The organism is Streptomyces lasiicapitis, assembly GCF_014646335.1.
In the GTDB taxonomy this organism is placed as follows: domain Bacteria; phylum Actinomycetota; class Actinomycetes; order Streptomycetales; family Streptomycetaceae; genus Streptomyces; species Streptomyces lasiicapitis.
Genome location: NZ_BMNG01000017.1, coordinates 149187 through 170554 on the forward strand (window position 1 = coordinate 149187; position 21368 = coordinate 170554).

Annotated in this window: 15 protein-coding genes; 8 read left to right on the forward strand and 7 right to left on the reverse strand. The window is 70.7% G+C overall.

Going from position 1 to position 21368, the window contains the following annotated elements; translation table 11 throughout:
- Nucleotides 1–64: 64 nt before the first annotated feature.
- From IEY91_RS33430 to IEY91_RS33440, 3 genes are all read left to right on the forward strand, one after another.
- Nucleotides 65–595, forward strand: coding sequence for an RNA polymerase sigma factor (locus IEY91_RS33430; RefSeq protein ID WP_164325003.1), 531 nt, complete (start codon nucleotides 65–67; stop codon nucleotides 593–595).
- Complete coding sequence (locus tag IEY91_RS33435) at nucleotides 592–1440, forward strand: hypothetical protein (protein WP_189176857.1); 849 nt, start codon at nucleotides 592–594, stop codon at nucleotides 1438–1440. Before IEY91_RS33430 ends, IEY91_RS33435 begins: the two co-directional genes overlap by 4 nt.
- Before the next feature lie 276 nt (nucleotides 1441–1716).
- The gene (locus IEY91_RS33440) at nucleotides 1717–3222 is read left to right on the forward strand and encodes a M28 family metallopeptidase (protein ID WP_189176858.1); all 1506 of its coding nucleotides are present in this window, start codon (nucleotides 1717–1719) and stop codon (nucleotides 3220–3222) included.
- A 109-nt stretch (nucleotides 3223–3331) separates the two neighbouring features.
- Here the strand turns inward: IEY91_RS33440 and IEY91_RS33445 are convergent, their stop codons facing one another.
- Nucleotides 3332–6679 carry a S8 family serine peptidase gene (locus IEY91_RS33445; protein ID WP_189176859.1) on the reverse strand — a complete coding sequence of 1116 codons (3348 nt, stop codon included), beginning with the start codon at nucleotides 6677–6679 and terminating at the stop codon, nucleotides 3332–3334.
- 271 nt (nucleotides 6680–6950) lie between these two features.
- Between IEY91_RS33445 and IEY91_RS33450 the strand changes: the two genes are divergently transcribed.
- The 3 genes from IEY91_RS33450 (at nucleotide 6951) to IEY91_RS33460 (ending at nucleotide 10793) form a co-directional block, all read left to right on the forward strand.
- Nucleotides 6951–7397: an NUDIX hydrolase gene (locus IEY91_RS33450; RefSeq protein WP_164325011.1), complete on the forward strand. Its 447-nt coding sequence runs from the start codon at nucleotides 6951–6953 to the stop codon at nucleotides 7395–7397.
- Between the two features lie 312 nt (nucleotides 7398–7709).
- Complete coding sequence (locus IEY91_RS33455; protein WP_229697394.1) at nucleotides 7710–9512, forward strand: TIGR03767 family metallophosphoesterase; 1803 nt, start codon at nucleotides 7710–7712, stop codon at nucleotides 9510–9512.
- Nucleotides 9513–9596: 84 nt separating this feature from the next.
- Entirely contained in the window at nucleotides 9597–10793 is a 1197-nt protein-coding gene (locus IEY91_RS33460) for a serine hydrolase domain-containing protein (protein WP_189176860.1), read from the forward strand.
- Between the two features lie 92 nt (nucleotides 10794–10885).
- Here IEY91_RS33460 and IEY91_RS33465 read toward each other — a convergent pair whose 3' ends face one another.
- The gene (locus IEY91_RS33465; RefSeq protein ID WP_189176861.1) at nucleotides 10886–11968 is read right to left on the reverse strand and encodes a hypothetical protein; all 1083 of its coding nucleotides are present in this window, start codon (nucleotides 11966–11968) and stop codon (nucleotides 10886–10888) included.
- A 342-nt stretch (nucleotides 11969–12310) separates the two neighbouring features.
- Here IEY91_RS33465 and IEY91_RS33470 point away from each other — a divergent pair, with 342 nt between their 5' ends.
- Nucleotides 12311–13387 (forward strand): S1 family peptidase, encoded by a 1077-nt coding sequence (locus IEY91_RS33470; protein WP_189176862.1) that lies wholly within the window; start codon nucleotides 12311–12313, stop codon nucleotides 13385–13387.
- Between the two features lie 183 nt (nucleotides 13388–13570).
- Here IEY91_RS33470 and pepN read toward each other — a convergent pair whose 3' ends face one another.
- Entirely contained in the window at nucleotides 13571–16183 is a 2613-nt protein-coding gene (pepN, locus tag IEY91_RS33475; RefSeq protein WP_189176863.1) for an aminopeptidase N, read from the reverse strand.
- 176 nt (nucleotides 16184–16359) lie between these two features.
- Here pepN and IEY91_RS33480 point away from each other — a divergent pair, with 176 nt between their 5' ends.
- The gene (locus tag IEY91_RS33480) at nucleotides 16360–17007 is read left to right on the forward strand and encodes a mycothiol-dependent nitroreductase Rv2466c family protein (protein ID WP_164325018.1); all 648 of its coding nucleotides are present in this window, start codon (nucleotides 16360–16362) and stop codon (nucleotides 17005–17007) included.
- Nucleotides 17008–17010: 3 nt separating this feature from the next.
- Here IEY91_RS33480 and IEY91_RS33485 read toward each other — a convergent pair whose 3' ends face one another.
- The 4 genes from IEY91_RS33485 to IEY91_RS33500 all read right to left on the reverse strand — a co-directional run bounded on the left by IEY91_RS33485 (nucleotide 17011) and on the right by IEY91_RS33500 (nucleotide 21178).
- Entirely contained in the window at nucleotides 17011–17169 is a 159-nt protein-coding gene (locus IEY91_RS33485; protein ID WP_229697395.1) for a hypothetical protein, read from the reverse strand.
- 217 nt (nucleotides 17170–17386) lie between these two features.
- Nucleotides 17387–18037 (reverse strand): superoxide dismutase, encoded by a 651-nt coding sequence (locus tag IEY91_RS33490; RefSeq protein WP_164325020.1) that lies wholly within the window; start codon nucleotides 18035–18037, stop codon nucleotides 17387–17389.
- 245 nt (nucleotides 18038–18282) lie between these two features.
- Entirely contained in the window at nucleotides 18283–19710 is a 1428-nt protein-coding gene (locus tag IEY91_RS33495) for an amino acid permease (protein WP_189176864.1), read from the reverse strand.
- A 148-nt stretch (nucleotides 19711–19858) separates the two neighbouring features.
- The gene (locus tag IEY91_RS33500; RefSeq protein WP_229697403.1) at nucleotides 19859–21178 is read right to left on the reverse strand and encodes an amino acid permease; all 1320 of its coding nucleotides are present in this window, start codon (nucleotides 21176–21178) and stop codon (nucleotides 19859–19861) included.
- Nucleotides 21179–21368: the final 190 nt, after the last annotated feature.

The window sequence follows — 21368 nt, forward strand, 5'->3', positions numbered from 1 at the left end:
GCGGGTGCGGCGAACGTTTTCGCCCCCAGCCGCGTCGTAGGGGAAACGCAGGAGGGGGAGGGCATTGCTGCGCAGAAAATCGCGGGTGCCGCGCCACACCGACGCGGCCGATCCGCTCGACCCGGCCCAGGAGGACCGGGTGCGGGCCGTCCTGTCGCTCGGGGGAGTGCCGCACGGGGAGCTCCAGGACGGCGTGCAGCAGGTCAGGCTGCGGCTCCTGGAGCGGTCGGCCAAGGGGCAGCAGGCGCCGCGCGACGTGTCCGCGTGGGCCGCGGTGGTCGCCTCGAACTGGGCCATGGACTTCCACCGCGCCCGGCGCCGCCAGGAACGTCTCGGCGAGCGGCTGGCCGCGCTGCGCCCCGGGGAGCGCGAGGAGGACGGCGCCGAGTCGCGCGTGCTCTCGCTCGCCGTGGCCCAGGGCCTCGACGAGCTGCCGGACAACCAGCGGCAGGTCGTCGTCCTGCGCTTCTACGCCGACCTGCCCGTCCGGGACATAGCGGATGAACTGGGCATCCCGGAGGGCACGGTCAAGAGCAGGCTGCACGCGGCCGTACGGGTGCTGCGCACGCGGCTGCACGAGGGAGAGGTGGTGTGACCGTGGCGCACGAGGAGCCGTACGACGCCGTCGACGCGCTGACGCTGGCGGTCACGGACACCCCGGTGCCCGAGGGGGCGCACGCCGACGAGCGCTTCATGGCCGAGCACGCGGCGGCCGTCGCCGACGTCGCGCTGCTGCGGGAGCAGCTCAGGATCGTGGGGGACGCGCTGGCGCGGCGTACGGAGGGCATGGGACCACAGGCGACCCCCACACCGGACGGCGGGCCACCGGCCCCGAAGCCGCAGCGGAAGCCGGGATCCAAGCCCGCACCGAGGCCGGGCCCGCCGTCGCTGCCCGCAGCCGTCCCCTACCGGCGGCCCGGCGCCGCCCGCCGCCGTGCCGTCCTCGTCCTCGCCGCCGTGCTCGGCGTCGGGATGCTCGGCGGTGTGGTCTGGCTGGGTGTGGAGAGCGGGAGTGACATGGGGGGCGACGCGGACAGCGCGAAGGGCGCGCCGAGCCTCACCGACGACCAGGAGTCCGCCGAGAACGGCAAGGAGCCGGGCGACACCGCCCACGACAGCCGGTCGCCCGAGGCCACCGTCGCGTGCATGCGCCTCGTCGTCGAGGGCACCGTACGGAGCGTCGAGTCGCAGCCCGGCGGCACCCGGGACCGGATCACGCTCGATGTGTCCCGCCGCTACAAGCCCGCCAAGGGGCCGGAGAGGATCACGTTCCCCATGAACGCCGACGTGGACCCGCGGCTGCGGACCGGGGACCGCGTCCTGCTCGGGTTCGACAAGGGCGAGGCGACGCCCGACCTCTGGTCGACGGGCAAGCAGCTCGCCAGGGACCGCGAGTGGATCGAGAAGGCGCTTCCGGGGTCGCGCGGGCTGAAGTGCTGAGCCGGGCGGTAGCCGCAGCGCTGAGGCCGGGCGGCAGCGGAGCGCGGCCTTCCGGTCGAAGGCGGATTACTGAGTTCCGGTGACAAGTGCGTGAAGGCGCGGTTGCGACCCCCGACGAACCTTCTGAACTGCGGTTTCGCCGGGCTACGTTCCTTCCACCGCTCGCCGGTGATCATCGACGTACGGATCGCGTGCCTGACCACGTACGCGACCACGTACGGACCGACCGATCACGAAGATCACCGGCGCACACCGACCACCCATGGAAGGACCTCCGTGCGCGCACCCCGCAGCCGGACCACGGCCGCCGCCCTGCTCAGCGCGGCCGTCGCCGCCCCCCTCCTGTTCGCCGCCGCCGCCCCGGCCGGCGCGCAGGACGCCCCCCGCCCCGCCGAGCACCACGCGGGCCAGGGCGAGAAGGCGCAGAAGCTGGCCAAGAAGCTGGTGAAGAAGTCCACCGGCAAGAGCGCCTACCGCCACCTGGAGAAGTTCCAGGAGATAGCCGACGCCAACGGCGGCAACCGCGCCGCGGGCACCAAGGGCCACAAGGCGTCCACGAAGTACGTGTACGACCGCCTGAAGAAGGCCGGTTACAAGGTCTCGTACCAGGACTTCACGTTCTACGAGTCGCAGACCCTGCGCGAGGGCGCCGCCGTGCTCTCGCCCGAGGCGCGCAAGCTGAACGCCGTGGCGTTCGACTTCAGCAAGTCCACGCCCGAGGGCGGCGTCCAGGCCGCGGTCGCCGCCGCCCGCGTCGACGAAACCCCGGGCTGCGAGGCCGACGACTACACGTCCGACACCTTCACCGGCAAGATCGCCCTGGTGAAGCGCGGCGCCTGCACCTTCGCCGAGAAGGAGGCCGCCGCGACCAAGGCGGGCGCCATCGGCCTCGTGCTCTACAACCACTCCGGCGACCAGCCCGTCAAGGGCAACCTGGAGGTCCCGGAGAACGCGCACATCCCCGCCGTCGGCATCAGCAAGGCCGAGGGCGAGAAGCTGGCCGAGCAGGTCGCCAAGGGCGAGGTCAAGCTCTCCGTGGACGTCGCCACCAAGGCGATCCCGCACAAGACCCGCAACGTCATCGCGGAGACCCGCGGCGGCCGCGCCGACCGCGTGGTGGGCCTCGGCGCGCACCTCGACTCGGTGCACGAGGGCCCCGGCATCAACGACAACGGCTCCGGCTCGGCCGGTCTGATCGAGGTCGCCGAGAAGCTCGCCAAGGAGACCAAGGGCGGCAAGAAGCTGACCAACAAGGTCCGCTTCGCCTGGTGGTCGGCCGAGGAGCTGGGCCTGCTCGGCTCGGACCACTACGTCAAGACGCTGACGGCGAAGCAGAAGAAGAACATCAAGCTGTACCTGAACTTCGACATGATCGGCTCGCCGAACGGTGCGGAGCTCGTCTACGACGGCGACAACTCCGACAACACCGGCTCGGGCCCGGGTCCGAAGGGCTCCGCGCAGATCGAGGGCCTGATCAACGGCTTCCTCGACAAGAAGAAGGTCCCGCACTGGGGCACCGACTTCGACGGCCGCTCGGACTACGGCGCGTTCATCGCCAACGGCATCCCCGCGGGCGGCACCTTCACCGGCGCCGAGGGCCTGAAGACCGAGGAGCAGGCGGCTAAGGCGGGCGGCAAGGCCGGTCAGCCGTACGACCCGAACTACCACGCGGCGGGCGACACGCTGAAGAACATCGACCGGAAGATCTTCGCGACGAACATCGACGTGATCGCGCACGCGGTGGGCACGTACGCGCACGACCTCAGGTCGCTGAGGGGCTGAACGCGGTCCGCCTGAACGGGTAGACCGGCTGAACACACAGATGGGGGCGGGCACTTGGTGCCCGCCCCCATCGTCATGTCGTCATGCCGGAATCAGCGAAGCGTCACGGCTACGGCGTGACCTTCTCCACCGTCACGCTGCCCGTGCCCGCGACGGAGCCGCGCGCGTTCAGGAGGTTCACCTCGCCGAACAGCACCCGCCCCTCGGCGGTGGGCGCGTCCGCGACGACCTCGGCCGAGACGTCGGCGGAGGCACCGGGGGCGAGCTTGACCGTCTTCGTCTCGTCGACCTTGATGCGGCCGAGCGAGGAGGCGAAGAACACGTCACGGTAGTCGTACGCGGTCGAGCCCGACGGGATGGAGTAGCCCGCGACCTCGATGGTGTACGTGCCCGCGGCCGGCTTGGCGACGCTCACCGACTCCTCGGAGTCGCCGTCCGCCGAACTGCCCACAGGAACGCCGTCCTTGAGGACCGTCAGGTCCAGGTCGGCGGCGCTGTCGGCGGTGGAGCCGATCGCCACGTCGAGCCGCTCGGCGCCCGCGGGCACCTCGACCGTGGAGGTCTGCTTCTCACCCTGCTTGATGGTGGGACGCTTGGTGGCGGCCGAGCCCAGCGTGCCGCCCTTCAGCTTGCCGTCCACGGCGGCGTAGTTGTTCGTCGCCTTCCAGGTGACGGGCGCGGCCTGGCCGGCCTTGGCCTCCGCGACCTTCTGGGTGGCCGGGGCGAAGGTCACACCCAGCGCGGCGACGTCCAGCTTGAACGGGTTGTCGAGCACCGGCGACGTACGGCGCGACTCGACCTCGATCTCCCAGACGCCCGGCGTCGGGTTCGCGTACGAACGCAGGTCGGGGCGGCAGGTGTTGTCCGGGTTCGGGAAGTCCGGGTAGCAGACCAGCGAGGACGTCGACTCCGCCGGGACACCGTACGGGTGGATGGAGATGAACCGCGTCTGGCTCTTCTCCTTCAGACCGCCGAGCGCGACCTCAAGGGTCTTCGCGCCCTTGGGGACCGTCACGAAGTACGACTTGGTGGAGTTGCGCTGCACCGAGCCGGACGCCGAGAAGGTGAAGGACGGCTTGGCGAGGTCCTTGGCGACGACCACCGTGGTCATGATCTGGTGGTCGGTGCCGCGGGTGCGCGGGTCGTTCACCTTCAGGACGGCGCTGGACAGGCCCGCCGCCTTCGGCTTGGCCTGCACCTTGACGGTCACGGCCTTGTTCAGCGGCAGGAACACCTTCTCGTCGCCGAGGAGGCGGAACGTGCTGTCGTGGTTGTTGGCGAAGCCCAGCTTGTGCAGCACCGGACGGGTCGGGCCCGACGTACGCGTGATCGTCACCTTGTACGTCTTCTTCTCGCCCGCCTTCAGGCCGCCCTCGCGGTCGTACAGGCCGGTGCCGGGCTTCTTCAGCTCCTGCTCCAGGGCCGTGTCGACGGGCGCCTTGACCGTGTACTCGTGGGCCTTGGCGCCGCCCTTGACGGCGTCCCAGGCGTCCATGATGTCGATGCGGCCGGTGCCCTGCTCGTAGGCCTGCACACCGGGGATGCGGTGCGCGGTCGAGGTGAGCGCGGTGCGCAGCTTCGCCGGGGACAGCTCGACGCGCTTCTGCTTCGCGGCGGAGAGCAGCAGCGCGGACGCGCCCGCGGCCTGCGGCGACGACATCGACGTACCCTGCAGCATCGAGTAGCCGGCGGGCAGTTGGTAGCCCGCCTCGGCCGCCGGGCCGCCCGGCAGCCAGGTCTGCGTGGTGTTGATGGCCGAGCCCGGCGCGGTCACCAGGGGCTGGAAGCCGCCGTCCTCACGCGGGCCGCGCGAGGAGAACGGGAACATGCCGTACTTCTTCGTCACCTCGGAGCCGTAGTTGGCGGCCCAGGTGTCCTTGGAGATGGCCGCGCCCACGGAGATGACGTGGTCGGCGAGGCCGGGGTCGCCGACGGTGTTGGCGCCGGGGCCCGAGTTGCCGGCCGAGATCACCAGCTGCACGCCGTAGGTGTCGATGAGGCGCTTGTACAGCTCGGCGCGCGCGTTGTTGCCGTCGTTGAGCGCGGGCAGGCCGCCGATCGACATGTTGACGATGTCGACGCCGCGCTTCGTCACGAGGTCGATCATGCCCTCGGTGAGCGCGACGTTGGTGCAGCCGCCGGTCCAGGTGCAGGCGCGCGAGGACACCAGCTTGGCGCCGGGGGCGGCGCCGTTCATCTTGCCGCCGAACAGCTTGTTGGCGGCGGTGATGCCCGCGACGTGCGTGCCGTGCTCGGACTCGATGAGGCCGATGTTCACGAAGTCGGCCTTCTTGCCGACCCAGTCGCCGCCGTAGGGGTCCGTCGGTACGTCCTTGCGGATCTCCACGACGAACGGCACGCGCTCGGCGACGTCGGTCGCCGGGTCGTCCTTGCCGAAGTAGGCGACCTGGTGGTCCTTGCCGTAGGGCTTCATCGGCGCGTCGTCGCCGAAGTCCTTGTTGTCGTTCAGGTCGACGCGGACGGTGCCGGCGGCCGGGTCGTACAGGACGCCCCAGGTGTCGGTGGTGTCCCCGTCCCGGTTCAGGTCGCCCTTGGCGTCGCCACCGGCCGTCGCGGCCTCACGGAAGCGGCTGATCTGGTAGGCGCCCGCGGGGGCCTTCCACGAATCACCGTCGAAGGTGAACGCGGGCCCGGACACCGGATTCGTCATCCGCCGCCAGGTCCCGTCCGCGTCGACGATCGGGTCGGTCGCCGTCACCCAGTCGGTGATCTTGCGCTCGCCGGTCGTCGTCTTCTGCAGCGCCGGGTGGCCGAGGTCGACGCCCGAGTCGAGGACGCCGATGGTGATGCCGCGGCCGTCGGCCTTCGGGTTCTTCTTCACGAAGTCGACGGCGCCCGTCTCGAAGGACGGGTTGTACGGGTTCTTGGCGGGCGTGTTCTTGTCCGGCGCCGGGTAGGCGGCGCGGCCCTGCGCGGACTTGGCGCCCTTCGGGCTCTGGGGCCTCGGGTCGTCCAGCTTGATCTCGTGCCGCAGGTCGATGGCGTGCACGGAGGAGAGCTTCGAGGCGGCCTTGATGGCGGCGTCGGCGCGGGCGGTCGGGACGGCGGCCCGCACATAGCCGAGCTTGTCGTAGGTGCGGCCCACGGAGCCGCCCTTGACTGCGTCGAGCTGCTCGGCGACCTGCTCGGTCGAGCCGGGCTCGGTGGCGACCATCATCGTGACGGTCTTGTCGCCGTCCGCCTTGGCGTCGGCGAGGAGTTCGGCGTCCGCGGGGCCGAGCTTGGCTGCTGTGTCTTTGGGGGCCTTGGGAGCCGCGGCGGACGGAACGGGGGAGGGGGTGTCGGCGGCGAAGGCCAGCGGGAGCGGGGCCGCCGCGCTCAGGGCGGCGGCCACGCCTATCGCGGTGGCGAGACGGGCGGTGCGGCGGACGCCGCGGGCCGCGGGGTCGCCGGGTCTCGCACCGGATATCGGCGCACGTCGTGGATCGAGGGTCATCAGCATCCCTGTACGTAAGACCGGCTGGTCGAGCCGGTGCAGCGATGGGGTCTCCCCTGGGGGGAAGGGTCCGGAATACGGGGCCGGATGACCGCTCAGCCTTACGTAAGGGGTGCCTGTTTGGGGAGAGTTGCCCGGGACGGGATGCGCCGGTGGCGTACTTCCGCCATACGCCATCGGGAACAAGATGCCCCATAACGGGACTCGGCGGCCACGCGCCCTCTCGGTAACGGGACGTGCCTATCTCGTGTACGGGGTCTAACGTCGGCCCGTGCACAAGGAACTCCGGGTGGCGGCCTACGCCGTATGCGTACGCGACGGGTCCGTGCTGCTCGCCCGGTGGGTGGCGGGGGACGGCAGCAAGCGGTGGACGCTGCCCGGGGGTGGGATGGACCACGGGGAGGATCCGTACGACACGGTGATCCGGGAGGCGGACGAGGAGACCGGCTACGCGGTGGAGCCCGTCGCCCTCCTGGGCGTCGACTCCCTGCGTCGCCGCTACCCCCGACGCCTCGGGGCGGTCGCCGACTTCCACGGCGTACGCATCGTCTACGAGGGCCGAGTGACCGGCGGCACCCTCCGCCACGAAACGTCGGGCTCGACGGACCAAGCAGCCTGGCACCCCCTCACCGACGTCCCCACCCTCGACCGAGTCAGCCTCGTCGACATCGGCCTGGCCCTCTGGCAAGCCCGCCCACCCACAGGCCACTTGCCGTAGCCCCGGGTTTCGGGAAGGGGTGCCCGCGCGCGGAGCGCGCCAATGGACGCAGCGGGGAGCTCCCGGCAGGGCCCCCTACCCCGGCAAATGAACACGGAGTGACCCCCTCCCCACCCCCCAAAGAGCAAAGCATGCACACGCAGCGCCGTCCCAGATCCACTTACGGTGATCGGCGCTGCGCGTTGTGGCGACGTTAACGCGCAGGCCACCCCCACTGCCAACGATCCAGTACGAGCGGGAAGTCCGCCGGCGAACCACGCCCGGGCCTCCCGCGACCACTGCCGACGCGTTCGCACTCGGGGAGACCGCGCCATGTCGCGCATACGCTCTGTCGCCACCACGGCGGCCACCGCCACCACCTCCGCCACCACGTCCGTCGTCTCCACGGTGAACCGCCGCGCGTTCCTCGCGGCGACCGGCGCCGTCTCCCTCTCCGCGGGCATCGGATACGCCCTGGGCCCAGGAGCGGGCTCCGGGAAGGCCGCCCCCGCGCAGGCCGCCGCCGCCCCGGTCCCGATGTCCCGCAGGGCCCCCTCCGCCCCCCTTGCCCCGTACCGCTCGGGCACCACCCTCGCCACGGTCTCGGCCCCCCGCGGCACCGATGGCTACCGCCGCCTCGGCGACGGCCCCGCCTGGGACCGCGTCGTCCGCACGGACCTGGCCCCGGCCAAGCCGGGCCGCGAGTCCCGCCGCACCCCGCTCGCCGCGTTCGTCCAGTTCACCGACCTGCACCTGGTGGACGTACAACACCCCCTCCGCTACGAGTACCTGCGCGCCCAGACGGCCAGCGCCTGGCGCCCGCAGGAGGCCCTGTCCGTGGCGGGCGCCGTCTCACTGGTCGAGCAGGTCAACGGCCTGCGCGGCGCACCCGCCACCGGCGCGCCCCTGCACTTCGTGATGACGACGGGCGACAACACCGACAACAACTCCCGTAACGAGCTGGGCTGGTTCCTGAAGGTGATGAGCGGCGGCCGCATCACCCCCAACTCCGGCGACCCGCGCCGCTACGAGGGCGTACAGGACAGCGGCCTGAAGCTCTACTGGCAGCCGGACGCGGCCCTGCGCGACGCCGACAAGAACGCCGGCTTCCCGCACCTGCACGGCTTCCTGGACGCCGCGATCCGCGAGGTCAACAGCCCGGGACTGAACCTGCCGTGGTACTCCACGGTCGGCAACCACGATGGCCTGCCCGGCGGCTGCTACGCCCCCGGCGACTCGTACTTCAGCGAGTTCGCCGTCGGCGGCAAGAAGCTGATGTCCCTCGACGAGGCGCGCGGCGCGGCCCTGTGGAAGAACGTCAAGAAGGGCAACGACCCGAAGGGCGCCGTCTTCAAGGAAGTGATGAAGTCCGAGTCGCGACGCATGCGTTCGGTCACCCCGGACGAAGGCCGCGCCCCCTTCACCCCCGCCGAGTACGTCAAGGCCCACCTCGACCCCGCGCACGCGGGCCGCGGCCCCGTCGGCCACGGCTACACCCAGGAGAACCTGGCGGACCGCACCCAGTACTACTCCTTCCGCATCACCGACGACGTCGTGGGCATCAGCCTGGACACCACCGACCCGGGCGGCCACTACGAGGGCTCCCTCGGCACCGCCCAACTGCGCTGGCTGGAGCGGAAGTTGATCGAGGTGGAGAAGAGCGGCGACGCCTCGTACGTCATCGTCTTCAGCCACCACACCAGCAAGTCCATGCGGAACCTGCGCACCGACCCCCACCACCCGCGCGAGTCCCGGCACGGCGGCGACGAGGTCGCGGCCCTCCTCGGCCGGCACCGCTCGGTGCTCGCCTGGGTGAACGGCCACAGCCACAAGAACGCGATCACCCCGCACCACACCGAACACGGCTCCTTCTGGGAGGTGTCCACGGCGTCGCACATCGACTTCCCGCAGCTCGCCCGGGTGATCGAGCTGGTCGACAACCACGACGGGACGCTCTCCCTGTTCACCACCCTCATCGAGTCCGCCGCCCCGCACCGCACGGACTTCGCCGACCTGTCCCAGACCGGCCTCGCCGCGCTCTACCGCGAGCTGGCGTTCAACGCCCCGGGCGCCAAGCCCACACTGGGCGGCGACCCGGAGGACCGCAACACGGAACTCGTCCTCCGGAAGGGCTGAAAGCCACTCGACCGTCGCACCTCCTCCGGGACCTTGCGGGCTCGGCGTCGTTCGCCAGGACAGCCGACACAGGAGGAGGGCGTCATGAGCGATGAGACAAGGCTGATCGGAAGGCAGCGCGGCCCGGTGCGGAGGTCACTGGCCCGCGCGGCCGTCGTGGTGGCCGTGGCCGCGGGGGCCCTGGCCGCCCCGGCGGCCGCCTCCCCCGACCATGGCCACGCCCGCACCCGCGCCGCCATCGACGCCGCCGTACGCGGCGGCATCCCCGGCGTCACCGCGCAGGCACGCGACAACCGCGGCCCCTGGAACGCCGCTTCAGGCATCGGCGACCTGCGCGAGCACACCCCGCGCGGCGCCCACGACCGCTTCCGCGCCGCCAGCATCACCAAGACCTTCGTGGCGACGGTTGTGCTGCAGTTGGAGGCGGAGGGCAAGCTCGACCTGGACGACAGGGTGGGCCAGTGGCTGCCCGGCGTGGTCGCGGGCCACGGCCACGACGGCGACAGGATCACCGTGCGCCAACTCCTCAACCACACCAGCGGGATCTACGACTACACCGACGACCCGGGCGTCGTACGCATGTACTTCACGCCGGAGTTCCTCAAGCACCGCCACCGCACCTGGACCCCGCGCGAACTCGTGGCGGTGGCCATGCGCCACAAGCCGGACTTCGCGCCCGGCAAGGGCTGGCGCTACTCCAACACCAACTACCTGCTCGCCGGCCTGATCATCGAGAAGGCCACGGGACACCCGTACGGCGACGAGATCCGCCGCCGCGTCATCGAGCCCATCGGCCTGCGCGCCACTTCCGTGCCCGGCACCAACTCCACGGTCCCCGGCCCGAGTTCGCGCGCGTACTCGAAGCTGTCCGAGCTGTCCAAGGCGTCCAAGAAGCCGGAAGGACGTACGTACGACGTGACGGAGCTGAACCCGTCCGCCGCGGGCGCGTCGGGCGAGATGATCTCGGACGCGGCGGACCTCAACCGCTTCTACTCGGCCCTGCTGCGCGGCCGCCTGCTGCCGAAGAAGCAGCTCGCCGAGATGAAGCGGACCGTCCCGGCCGACGGCGACGAAGCGGGCGGCGGCCGCTACGGCCTCGGCCTGCTGCGGCTGAAGCTCCGCTGCGGCACGGTCGTCTGGGGCCACGGCGGCGGCATCCACGGCTCCCTGTCCCTCGCGCTGACCACGACCGACGGCCGCCACGCGCTCACCTTCAACTTCAACGGCGACTGGGCGGGCGGCCAGGACCGGATCATGCAAGCGGAGTTCTGCCCCCAGTAGCCTGCGTGCTGCCCGCATGCGTGCGGGGGCGGAGCCCCGCCGTCCAGGGTTCCGCCCCCGCACTCCCCTCCTGCGCCGCATGCCATGGGCTGCTACCTGGGCAGCACCACGACATACGCCGCCGGGTCCCGGTCGGCCGCCGCCATCAGCGCCGTCCGCACGACCGTGGCCTGCTGCTCCGCCCCGTCGCGGAGCTTCTTCGGAGTGATGTGTACGACGGTGATGCCGAGCCGTTCCAAGTGCTCGCGTTTACGGGCGTACTCGGACCATTCCCCCAGCTCCCGGCTCCGGTCGGAGAGGGACGAGCCGAAACCGTCCTCACCCTGGCGCGGCGCCCGTGTGTCGAGCTCGACGGCGACCGCGTGCTCGGGCCAGTAGGCGTCCACGCCGCCCAGGTGCGGGCCGCCGGGCAGCCGCAGGTCGACGTTCCACAGCGGCTCGGGCAGCCCGTGCTCGCGGATCAGCGCGTACAGGCGGTCCTCCGCGATCGCCCGCCCTTCCGCGAGCAGTGAGTCCACGGCGTCCACGACGTGCGGCCGGGTCAGCAGCCGCGCGTTGTTCAACTCCCGTACGACGGCCGCTGGTTCGCAGTGTCCGCCGCGCACCGCCTCGGTGAGCAGCCGCCGGACCGCGCTCGCCTCGGCGAGCTGCGCCACGGCGTCGGCGAGCGCGCGCGGCACCGGGACCACGGGAAGTCCGGTGACCTGCTGGGGAGTCGGCAGGGTGTGGCCGCGGACGAGACGGGCGCAGCCGGTGGAGCGCAGCCGCCGGGTGCGGGGCACCAGGACGTCGATGCGGTCCAGGGAGAGCAGCGGGGGCGCGGAGGAGAAGCGGTGCAGCGCGAGGGCGGCGAGCCCGGTGATCATCGCGTCCGCGTACGCGGCGTGCTGTTCGCCGGGGCCGGGCTGCGCGGGGACCGACCTGGCCTCCTTGGCGGGCGGGCGGCCCGCGTACAGGAGCACGCCGTGCAGCCGCTCCTCGCTGGTCGGCGGGCCCGGGTGGAGCAGGAAGACGCCGGGGAGCAGTTGCTGCCAGGGGCCGCCGGGCCGGCAGTGGGCGGTGGTGGTGGCGCCGGAGACGCCGTGCTCGCGGAGTTGGGCGGCGCTCATGACGCGGCGCTGGGAGGTGGTCAAGTGGCACAGGGGGCGGGGGGAGAGTGGGGTGTTGTGGTTCATGACGGGGCCATTCCCGCGCCGGACCGGGCCTCTAACCGCCGTTACAGTCCTGTCGACAAAACCGGACAACCCCGCCCTAAAGTACGGGCGTTCGAGAGCCGAAAATGGCTGGTTCGGGGTAAGTGCGGGGGGTGCGGGCGTGCGTCGGGGGGCGTGCGGGGATGGCTGCCGCCCTCTGGATGCCCTCTTGTGGGCGGCGGACACCGTTGTCATACTCGGCGCGATGTTTGGCATGGACGCGACGTAATTCGGGCCATCCCTGAGGCGCGTCCGCGCCAGGCACCGGTAACTCCCAAGGACCGCACCCCACTTGAGCGGTCCATCCCCCCATGGAGGTACTGAGTGAGCACCCAACGAGCGAACAGGCGACGTCTGACCCTCACCGGAATCGGTGTCGCCGCGCTGGTAGCCGGCACCCTGACGATGGCGAACGCCAGCGCCGCCACGCCCGCCCCGACCCCGGACACCCTCACCTCGTCGGCGGCGAGCAAGCTCGCGGACTCCCTGTCCGCCGACCTCAAGAACAGCGCCGCCGGCACCTACTACGACGCGGCGGCGAAGAAGCTCGTCGTCAACGTCCTCGACGGCGCCGCGGCCGACAAGGTCCGCGCGTCCGGTGCCGAGGCCAGGCTGGTCGAGAACTCCCAGGCCCAGCTCAAGGCCGTACAGAAGGACCTCGGCGAGAGCGCGGTGCCCGGCACCTCACGCGGCGTGGACCCCCGCACCAACAAGGTCGTCGTCACCGCCGACAGCACCGTCAAGGGCGCGGCCCTCGCGCAGTTGAAGAGGGACGTCGCCGCCCAGGACGGCAAGGCCGTCCTCAAGCGCACGGCCGGAAAGTTCACGACGCTCATCCGCGGCGGCGACGCCATCTACGCCTCCGGCGGCCGCTGCTCGCTGGGCTTCAACGTGGTGAAGAACGGCCAGCCGTACTTCCTCACCGCCGGTCACTGCGCCGCCCTCGCCGGCACCACCTGGTCGGAGAGCCAGGGCGGCTCGGCCATCGGCACCGCCGAGGACTACGGCTTCCCCGGCCGTGACGACGCGATCGTCAAGTACACCGCGAGCGTCGCGCACCCGAGCGAGGTCAACCTCTACAACGGCGGCGCCCAGCAGATCACCGGCGCCCGCACGGCCGTCGTCGGCGAGCAGGTACAGCGCAGCGGCAGCACCACGAAGCTGCACGGCGGCTCCGTCCAGCGGCTCAACGTCTCCGTCAGCTACCCGCAGGGCACCGTCAACGGCCTCATCCAGACCAACGTCTGCGCCGAGCCCGGCGACAGCGGCGGCGCGATGTTCGCCGGCAACAGCGCCCTCGGCCTCACCTCCGGCGGCAGCGGCAACTGCTCCAGCGGCGGCCAGACGTTCTTCGCCCCGGTCACCGACGCCCTGTCCCGCTACGGGGCACAGATCGGCTGACGCACCGTAAGCGCTCTTCCCCAGACGCCGGGCGGGCCAGGAACAGCCCGTCCGGCGTTTGAGGACGAGTGCGCAGCGCGATGCTCTGAGAACAAGCACCGCGGCGCGCCGCTTTGAAGACCAGCGCGCAGCGCGACGAGCGGGCCCAGGGGGCAGCGGCGCCCCCAGGCCCAACCGCACCCCTCAGGCGAGGCTCGCGGCCGCGTCGCAGGCCTGCGCCCGCAGCGACCGCGCCAGGTCGTCCCGGGCCTCCAGGACCAGGCGGCGCAGCGCGGGCGGCGCCTGCTCGTGCGCGCCGAGCCATGCGTCCGCCGCGTCCAGCGTCTCCTGGCCGTCCTGAAGGTGCGGGAACAGGCCCCGCACCACGTCCATGCCGATCTGGATGGAACGCTCGGCCCACACCCGCTCGATCACCGCGAAGTACTTCTCCGCGTACGCAGTCGTCAGCTCGCGCTGCGAGGGCTGCTGGAAGCCCGCGATGGTGGCCTCCACCAGCGCGTTGGACAGCGCGTCCGACTCCACCACGGACGCCCACGCCTGCGCCTTCACCGCCGCCGACGGCCGTGCCGCCAGACAGCGGACCTGGTGCCGCTTGCCGGACGCCGTGTCGTCCCTGGTCAGCTCGGCGGCCAGCGCCTGCTCGTCCGCCGTGCCGTGCACCGCGAGCGCGCCGAGGAACGCCCAGCGCAGCTCCTGGTCCACATCGAGGCCGTCGATCTTCGCCGTGCCGTCCAACAGCCCCTGGAGGAGCTGGAGATCGGCCGCCGACGACGCCACCGAGGCGAAGAACCGCGCCCAGGTGAGCTGGTGCTGGCTGCCGGGATCGGCCAGGCGCAGCTCCCGCAGGGCGCCCTGGGCGAGCGCCGTGCCGCCCTCCTCGCGCCAGTCGGGCGCGGCGTAGTGCGTGCGGGCGGAGCTGGCCCAGGCGTGCAGCATCTGGAGCACGCCGATGTCGGACTCCTTGCCCGCGAAGCGCAGCACGAGGTCGATGAAGTCCCGCGCGGGCATGAGCGCGTCCCGCGTGAGGCTCCACAGCGCCGACCAGCACAGCGCGCGGGCCAGCGGGTCCGTGATGTCCCCGAGGTGGTCGCGGAGGGTGGCGAGCGACGTCTCGTCGAAGCGGATCTTGCAGTACGTCAGGTCGTCGTCGTTGACCAGGACCAGCTCCGGCGCCTCGGCCCCGGCGAGCTCGGCGACCGTGGTCCGCGGGCCCTCGACGTCGACCTCCGCGCGGGCGTACCGCACGAGTTCGCCGGCCTCGCGGCGGTACAGGCCCACCGCCACGCGGTGCGGGCGCAGTTCGCCACGCGGCGGAGCCGCATGTTCAGATGCAGCCGACGCGGCGGCCTCCTGCACCACGGCCAGCTCCGTGACGCGGCCCTCCGCGTTCAAGGTGACCTGCGGGGTCAGGGAGTTGACGCCCGCGGTCTGCAGCCACGCCCGCGACCAGGCCGTCATGTCCCGGCCGCTGGTCTCCTCCAGGACGGAGAGCAGGTCGCCGAGGCGGGTGTTGCCGTACGCGTGCCGCTTGAAGTAGCGGCGGGCGCCCTCCAGGAAGGCGTCACGACCCGCGTAGGCCACGAGCTGCTTGAGGACCGAGGCGCCCTTGGCGTACGTGATCCCGTCGAAGTTGAGCTTGGCGTCCTCCAGGTCGCGGATGTCGGCCGTGACGGGGTGGGTGGAGGGGAGCTGGTCCGCGCGGTAGGCCCAGGCCTTGCGGTTGTTGGCGAAGGTGATCCAGCCGCTGGTGAAGCGCGTCGCCTCGACCATCGAGAAGGAGCCCATGAAGTCGGCGAAGGACTCCTTGAGCCACAGGTCGTCCCACCACCGCATGGTGACGAGGTCGCCGAACCACATGTGCGCCATCTCGTGCAGGATGACGTTGGCCCGGCGCTCGTACGACGCCTGGGTGACCTTGCCGCGGAAGATGAACTCCTCGCGGAACGTGACGCAGCCCGGGTTCTCCATCGCGCCGAGGTTGTACTCGGGGACGAAGGCCTGGTCGTACTTCCCGAAGGGGTACGGGTAGTCGAAGTTGTCGTGGAAGAAGTCCAGGCCCTGCTTGGTGACGAGGAAGACGTCGTCCGCGTCGAAGTGCTTGGCCAGGCCCTTGCGGCACATCGCGCCGAGCGGGATCTCCAGGCGCGTGCCGTCCTCGAAGACGCGCTCGTAGGAGTCCGTCACGTAGTGGTAGGGCCCCGCGACGACGGCCGTGATGTACGTGGAGATCGGCTTGGTCTCGGCGAACTGCCAGACACCGTCGGCCAATTCACCGACCCCGTTGCTCCACACCGTCCAGCCCTCCGGCGCCTGCGCGGAGAAGCGGAAGGGGGCCTTGAGGTCGGGCTGTTCGAAGTTGGCGAAGACGCGGCGGGAGTCCGCGGGCTCGTACTGCGTGTAGAGATAGACCTCGCCGTCCTCGGGGTCGACGAAGCGGTGCATGCCCTCGCCCGTGCGGCTGTAGGCGCACTGGGCGTCCACCACCAGCTCGTTCTCCTCGCGCAGGTCCTCCAGGGCGATGCGGGCGCCGTCGAACACCTCCGAGGGGTCCAGGTCCTTGCCGTTGAGGGACACGGCCGTCACGCTCGGCGCGATCAGATCGGCGAAGCTCGTGGCACCCGGCTCCGCGCAGCGGAAGCGCAGGGTCGTCACCGACCGGAACGTGCGCGGCGTCCCCTCGCCGCCGTCGCTGTCTCCCACCGCCGAGCGGAGGTCGAGGAAGACCTCGTACCCCTCGACGGACAACAGCGCGGCCCGCTCCTGGGCCTCGTCGCGGGACAGATTCTCACCGGGCACGGGCTGCACTCCCTTGTGGCTCGCGTATGGCTCGCATGACTCGTCCATGGATCGCATGACTCGTCCGAACGCCTCTGATCCTCGCATGCGCCCAGTTCGGCGGACATCGGGGAATGCCCCGGCACAGCCCCGACGTTCCCCGGCCAGATCCCCGAACGGATTCCTTAGGGAGAGACATGTCCGAGAACGCTGCGAGCGGCAAGACCCCGGTCGACTTCTGGTTCGACCCGCTGTGCCCGTGGGCCTGGATGACCTCGCGCTGGGTGCTCGAAGTCGAGAAGGTGCGCGACATCGAGGTCCAGTGGCACCTGATGAGCCTCGCCGTCCTCAACGAGAACAAACTGGACGAGCTGCCCGAGGAGTACCGCGAGATGCTCGCGACCCACGCCTGGGGCCCCGTCCGCGTGGTCATCGCGGCACAGCAGGAGCACGGCGCCCAGGTCCTCGGCGACCTCTACACCGCGCTCGGCACCCGCATCCACAACCAGGGCGAGGGCCCCACGAAGGAGGCCGTCGCCGGCGCCCTGAAGGAGGTCGGCCTGCCCGCGTCGCTCCTTGACCACTGGGACTCCACGCCCTACGAGGCCGAGCTGCGCGCCTCGCACAACGAGGGCATCGACAAGGTCGGCCAGGAGGTCGGCACCCCCGTCATCGCCGTCCCCGGCGCCGACGGCGAGCAGGTCGCCTTCTTCGGCCCGGTCGTCACCCCCGCCCCCAAGGGCGAAGCGGCTGCACGCCTGTGGGACGGCACGCTCCTGGTCGCGTCCACGCCGGGCTTCTACGAGATCAAGCGCACGCGCACGCAGGGCCCGATCTTCGACTGAGGCTCAGTCGATCCCGGGCGGTATTTTCAGCGGATCCGGCCAGCACCTCTCAGTGTTGTACGTGCGCACATTGCGGCAGGTTCCCTTGGCGCACATGCAGTACTCCTCCACGTACAGCTCCTTGAGCTTTCCGCGGAGCCAGGCCTTCTGATTCACGGTCAAGGGCCGATGCGACTCGCGTGTGCCGCACGTTCGGCAGGACAGGTGCCGTGGCTCGGTCATTGAGTCACTGTCTGCCGGAACCGCGCATACCGAAAGGCCCCTCACGAGTCACGTCCTCGCGAGGGGCCTTTCGTTCATCCGCCTGCCTGCATGAAGGTTGAGAAGACGATCACGAGGCAGGACGTACAGCGGGGCCCGAGGGCCCCCGAGGCGAAGATCAGGGAGCCAGCAGCAGGCTGTTCACGCGCTGCTTCGCGGCCTCGTAGCGCTTCGCCACGTCCTGCCAGTTCACGACCTGCCACATGGCCTCGATGAAGTCCACCTTCTGGTTCTTGTACTGCAGGTAGAAGGCGTGCTCCCAGGCGTCGAAGACCAGGATCGGGGTGGAGCCCTGGCCGACGTTGCCCTGGTGGTCGTAGATCTGCTCGACGATCAGGCGGTTGCTGAGCGGCTCGTAGGCGAGGACGCCCCAGCCCGAACCCTGCGTCGTCGCGGAGGCCTTGGTGAGCTGGGCCTTGAACTTGGCGAAGGAGCCGAAGGACTCGGTGATGGCGTCCGCGAGCTCGCCCACGCCGTCGGCGGCCGTCGGCTCGCCGCCGCCGCCGTCCTTCGGGCCGTTCATGTTGTGCCAGTAGATGCTGTGCAGGATGTGCCCGGAGAGGTGGAAGGCCAGGTTCTTCTCCAGGCCGTTGATGGCGCCCCACGACTCCTTGTCGCGGGCCTCCGCCAACTGCTCCAGGGTGTCGTTCGCACCCTTCACGTACGCGGCGTGGTGCTTGTCGTGGTGGAGCTCGATGATCTGCGGGTTGATCACCGGCTCCAGCGCCGCGTAGTCGTACGGAAGTTCAGGAAGCGTGTAAATGGCCATGAGTGAGCCCTCCGACGTGCTCTGCGTGCTGTGCCGCGCCGTGTCGCGCGGCGCCGCCTCGCACCTCTTTATTGCGACCTATGTGCAACTGCAGGCTAGCAGCAGGAGTACGGTGAAGTTGATCAGCCCTTCGTCCTAGGCCGGGGGACCCACGGACCCGTGCCACGGACGGCCGAAGGCCCCGCTCCACAGGGGGGAGCGGGGCCTTCGGGGGCTGCTGGTCGCAGGGGCGCGGCGCGTGGGCGTCAGGAGAGCGGCGCCGTCTCCTCGTCGCGCGGGCCGGTGCCGCGGTTCTCCCTCGCCTTCTGGAGGGCGTAGCCGACCGCCATGAGGACCAGGGTCAGTCCGCCCGAGTAGAAGAGCTGGGTGCGGGTCTCGGACTCGCGGGCCATCAGGACGAACACCGTCGCCATCCCGGCGAGCGCCACATAGGTGAGCCAGGGGAAGAGCCACATCTTCACGACGAGCTTCTCGGGCGACTCGCGCTCCAGCTTCTTACGCAGCCTCAACTGCGCGGTCGCGATGAAGAACCACACCACGAGGATGATCGCGCCGATGGTGTTGAGCAGCCACTGGAAGATGTCGTCGGGCCGCCAGTAGCTGAGCAGGACGCACAGGAAGCCGAAGACCGACGAGGTCAGCACGGCGATGCGGGGCACGCCGCCGTAGAGCTGGCCGAGCGCCTTCGGGCCCTGGCCGCGCTCCACCAGGGAGTTGGCCATGCGGGACGCGCCGTAGATGTTGGCGTTCATCGCGGAGAGCAGGGCGATCAGGACGACGACGTTCATGATCTGTCCTGCGCCGTCGATGCCGAGGTGGTCGAGCGTGGCGACGTACGGACCCTTCGCGGCGACCTCCTCGGCCGTCCACGGCAGCAGCGTCACGACGACGGCCATCGAGCCGACGTAGAAGAGCGCGATCCGCCACATCGCCGTGCGCACGGCCTTGGCCACGCCCTGGACGGGGTGCTCGGACTCGGCCGCCGCGATGGTGACGGTCTCCAGACCGCCGTACGCGAAGACGGAGGCCAGGAGTCCCACGATCAGGCCGTCCACGCCGTTGGGCATGAACCCGCCGTGTCCGGTCAGGTTGGTCATGCCGGGCGCGTCGGTGTCGGGGAGCCAGCCCATGATGGCGAGCACGCCGATGCCGAGGAAGAGGACGATCGCGCCGACCTTCAGGGCGGCGAACCAGAACTCGAACTCGCCGAAGTTCTTCACGGCCGCGAGGTTCGTGGCGCAGAACACCAGCATGAACAGGGCGACCCAGGCCCACTCGGGCACGCCCGGCACCCAGCCGTGCACGATCTTCGCGGCGCCGATGCCCTCCAGGCCGACGGCGACGCACAGCAGGAACCAGAACGACCAGCCGGCGGTGAACCCGGCCCACGGACCCATGGCCCGCTCGGCGTGCACGGAGAACGAGCCCGACGCGGGGTTGGCCGCGGCCATCTCGCCGAGCATGCGCATCACGAGCATGACCAGGGCGCCGGAGATCGCGTACGCCAGGATGATCGAGGGACCGGCCGCGGCGATCGCCGTCCCCGAGCCCACGAAGAGCCCGGCGCCGATCACGCCGCCGAGGGCGATCATCGAAAGATGGCGCTGCTTGAGACCGTGTCCGAGGGGAGAGTCGGTCTTGGGTGGTGCGTCCTGCAAGGACGTCCGAGACATGGGCGTGCCCTGTTCAGTAGCAGAGACGGGGAGCGAGAAGTGCGCCACAGTCTGAGCGCGCGTACCGCTCACAGGGAACAGTTGACCGGTATACGGACACGACGCTCACACATGGTGAAGATTTGTTCACATCACGAACACATAAGCGTCATGAACGCGTGCGCAGGCGCCGCTGCCGCCACTCCCGCGCCCATGCCACCGCGATCACGGCCGCCGTCGCGCCCGCCGACCACAGCAACTGCGGCCGCGCCCCGTCGTCCCGGAGCATCAGCAGGATCACCACGGCCATCGCGGCGAGCGCGGCCCACGTGAGCCAGGGGAAGAACCACATCCGCAGGGTGAGGCGTTCCGGTGCCTCGCGCTCGATGCGGCGCCGGAGCCGCAGCTGCGACACCGCGATCAGCCCCCACACGAACAGCAGCGCGGCGCCCACCGAGTTGAGCATGTAGAGGAAGACGGACTCGGGCCACTTCAGATTCAGCAGTACGGACACGAAGCCGAAGGCCACCGAGGCGAGCACCGCATGCCGCGGCACCCCGCCGCCCGACACCTTCAGCAGTCCCTTCGGCGCCTCGCCGCGCTCGGCGAGGGAGAAGATCATGCGCGAGGAGCCGTACAGATTGGCGTTCAGGGACGAGAGCAGCGCCACGAACACCACGATGTTCATGAGGGTCCCGGCCGACGGGACGCCGATCGAGTCCAGGACCGTGACATACGGGCTGAAACCGGCCTTCTGTGCCGTCCACGGCAGCACCGTCACGATGACCAGCATCGAACCGACGTAAAAGAAGAGGATGCGGTAGACCGCGCTGCGCACCGCCCGCGCCACCGAGCGCACCGGATCGTCGGACTCCGCCGCCGCGATCGTCACGATCTCCAGACCGCCGAACGCGAAGAGCACCACGACCACCCCGGAGACGACCCCGTCCCAGCCGTGCGGCAGGAACCCGCCGTCGCCGGTGAGGTGTGTGAAGCCGACGGGATCGGTGTCGGGAAGGACTCCGAAGATCGCGAGCAGCCCGAGGACGAGGAACGCGACGATCGCGAAGACCTTCAGGGCGGCGAACCAGAACTCGAACTCGCCGAAGTTCTTCACGGCCGCGAGATTGGCGCCGGTGAAGAACAGCATGAAGAGGAGCACCCACGCCCACTGCGGCACGCCCGGCGCCCATTCGTTGGCGATCCGGGCCGCGCCGGTCGCCTCCACGGCGAGCACCACGACGAGCAGGAACCAGTACAGCCACCCGACCGAGAACCCGGCCCACCGCCCGAGCGCCCGCTCGGCGTGTACGGAGAACGCGCCGGACGCCGGCATCGCGGCGGACATCTCGCCGAGCATCCGCATCACGCACATCGCGAGCGCGCCCGCGATCAGATAAGAGAGGACGATGCCGGGCCCCGCGACCTCGATCCCGGCCCCCGACCCCACGAAAAGGCCGGCGCCGATGACGCCGCCGAGGCCGAGCATGGTGAGGTGGCGCTGCTTGAGGCCGCCGCCGAGGGGTTCGGGCCCCGTGTCCGTCGCGGCGGGGGCGTCGACCGCCGTCGCTCCCGTAGGGGGCACCGCCGACCGGGACGGCAAGGAGTCGTGCTTCACGTTCAGTCGGCTCTCGGTGCTCAGGGGCTACAGCGGGAATCCAGGCTCAGAGGTTGAGGCC

What these genes read in the sequence shown, in the direction of transcription:
- IEY91_RS33455 (WP_229697394.1), top strand. Translation starts at nt 7,710, where the DNA reads ATGTCGCGCATACGCTCTGTCGCCACCACGGCGGCCACCGCCACCACC.
- IEY91_RS33495 (WP_189176864.1), bottom strand. Translation starts at nt 19,710, where the DNA reads ATGTCTCGGACGTCCTTGCAGGACGCACCACCCAAGACCGACTCTCCC.
- IEY91_RS33500 (WP_229697403.1), bottom strand. Translation starts at nt 21,178, where the DNA reads ATGCTCGGCCTCGGCGGCGTCATCGGCGCCGGCCTTTTCGTGGGGTCG.
- IEY91_RS33480 (WP_164325018.1), top strand. Translation starts at nt 16,360, where the DNA reads ATGTCCGAGAACGCTGCGAGCGGCAAGACCCCGGTCGACTTCTGGTTC.
- IEY91_RS33445 (WP_189176859.1), bottom strand. Translation starts at nt 6,679, where the DNA reads ATGACCCTCGATCCACGACGTGCGCCGATATCCGGTGCGAGACCCGGC.
- IEY91_RS33465 (WP_189176861.1), bottom strand. Translation starts at nt 11,968, where the DNA reads ATGAACCACAACACCCCACTCTCCCCCCGCCCCCTGTGCCACTTGACC.
- IEY91_RS33490 (WP_164325020.1), bottom strand. Translation starts at nt 18,037, where the DNA reads ATGGCCATTTACACGCTTCCTGAACTTCCGTACGACTACGCGGCGCTG.
- IEY91_RS33460 (WP_189176860.1), top strand. Translation starts at nt 9,597, where the DNA reads ATGAGCGATGAGACAAGGCTGATCGGAAGGCAGCGCGGCCCGGTGCGG.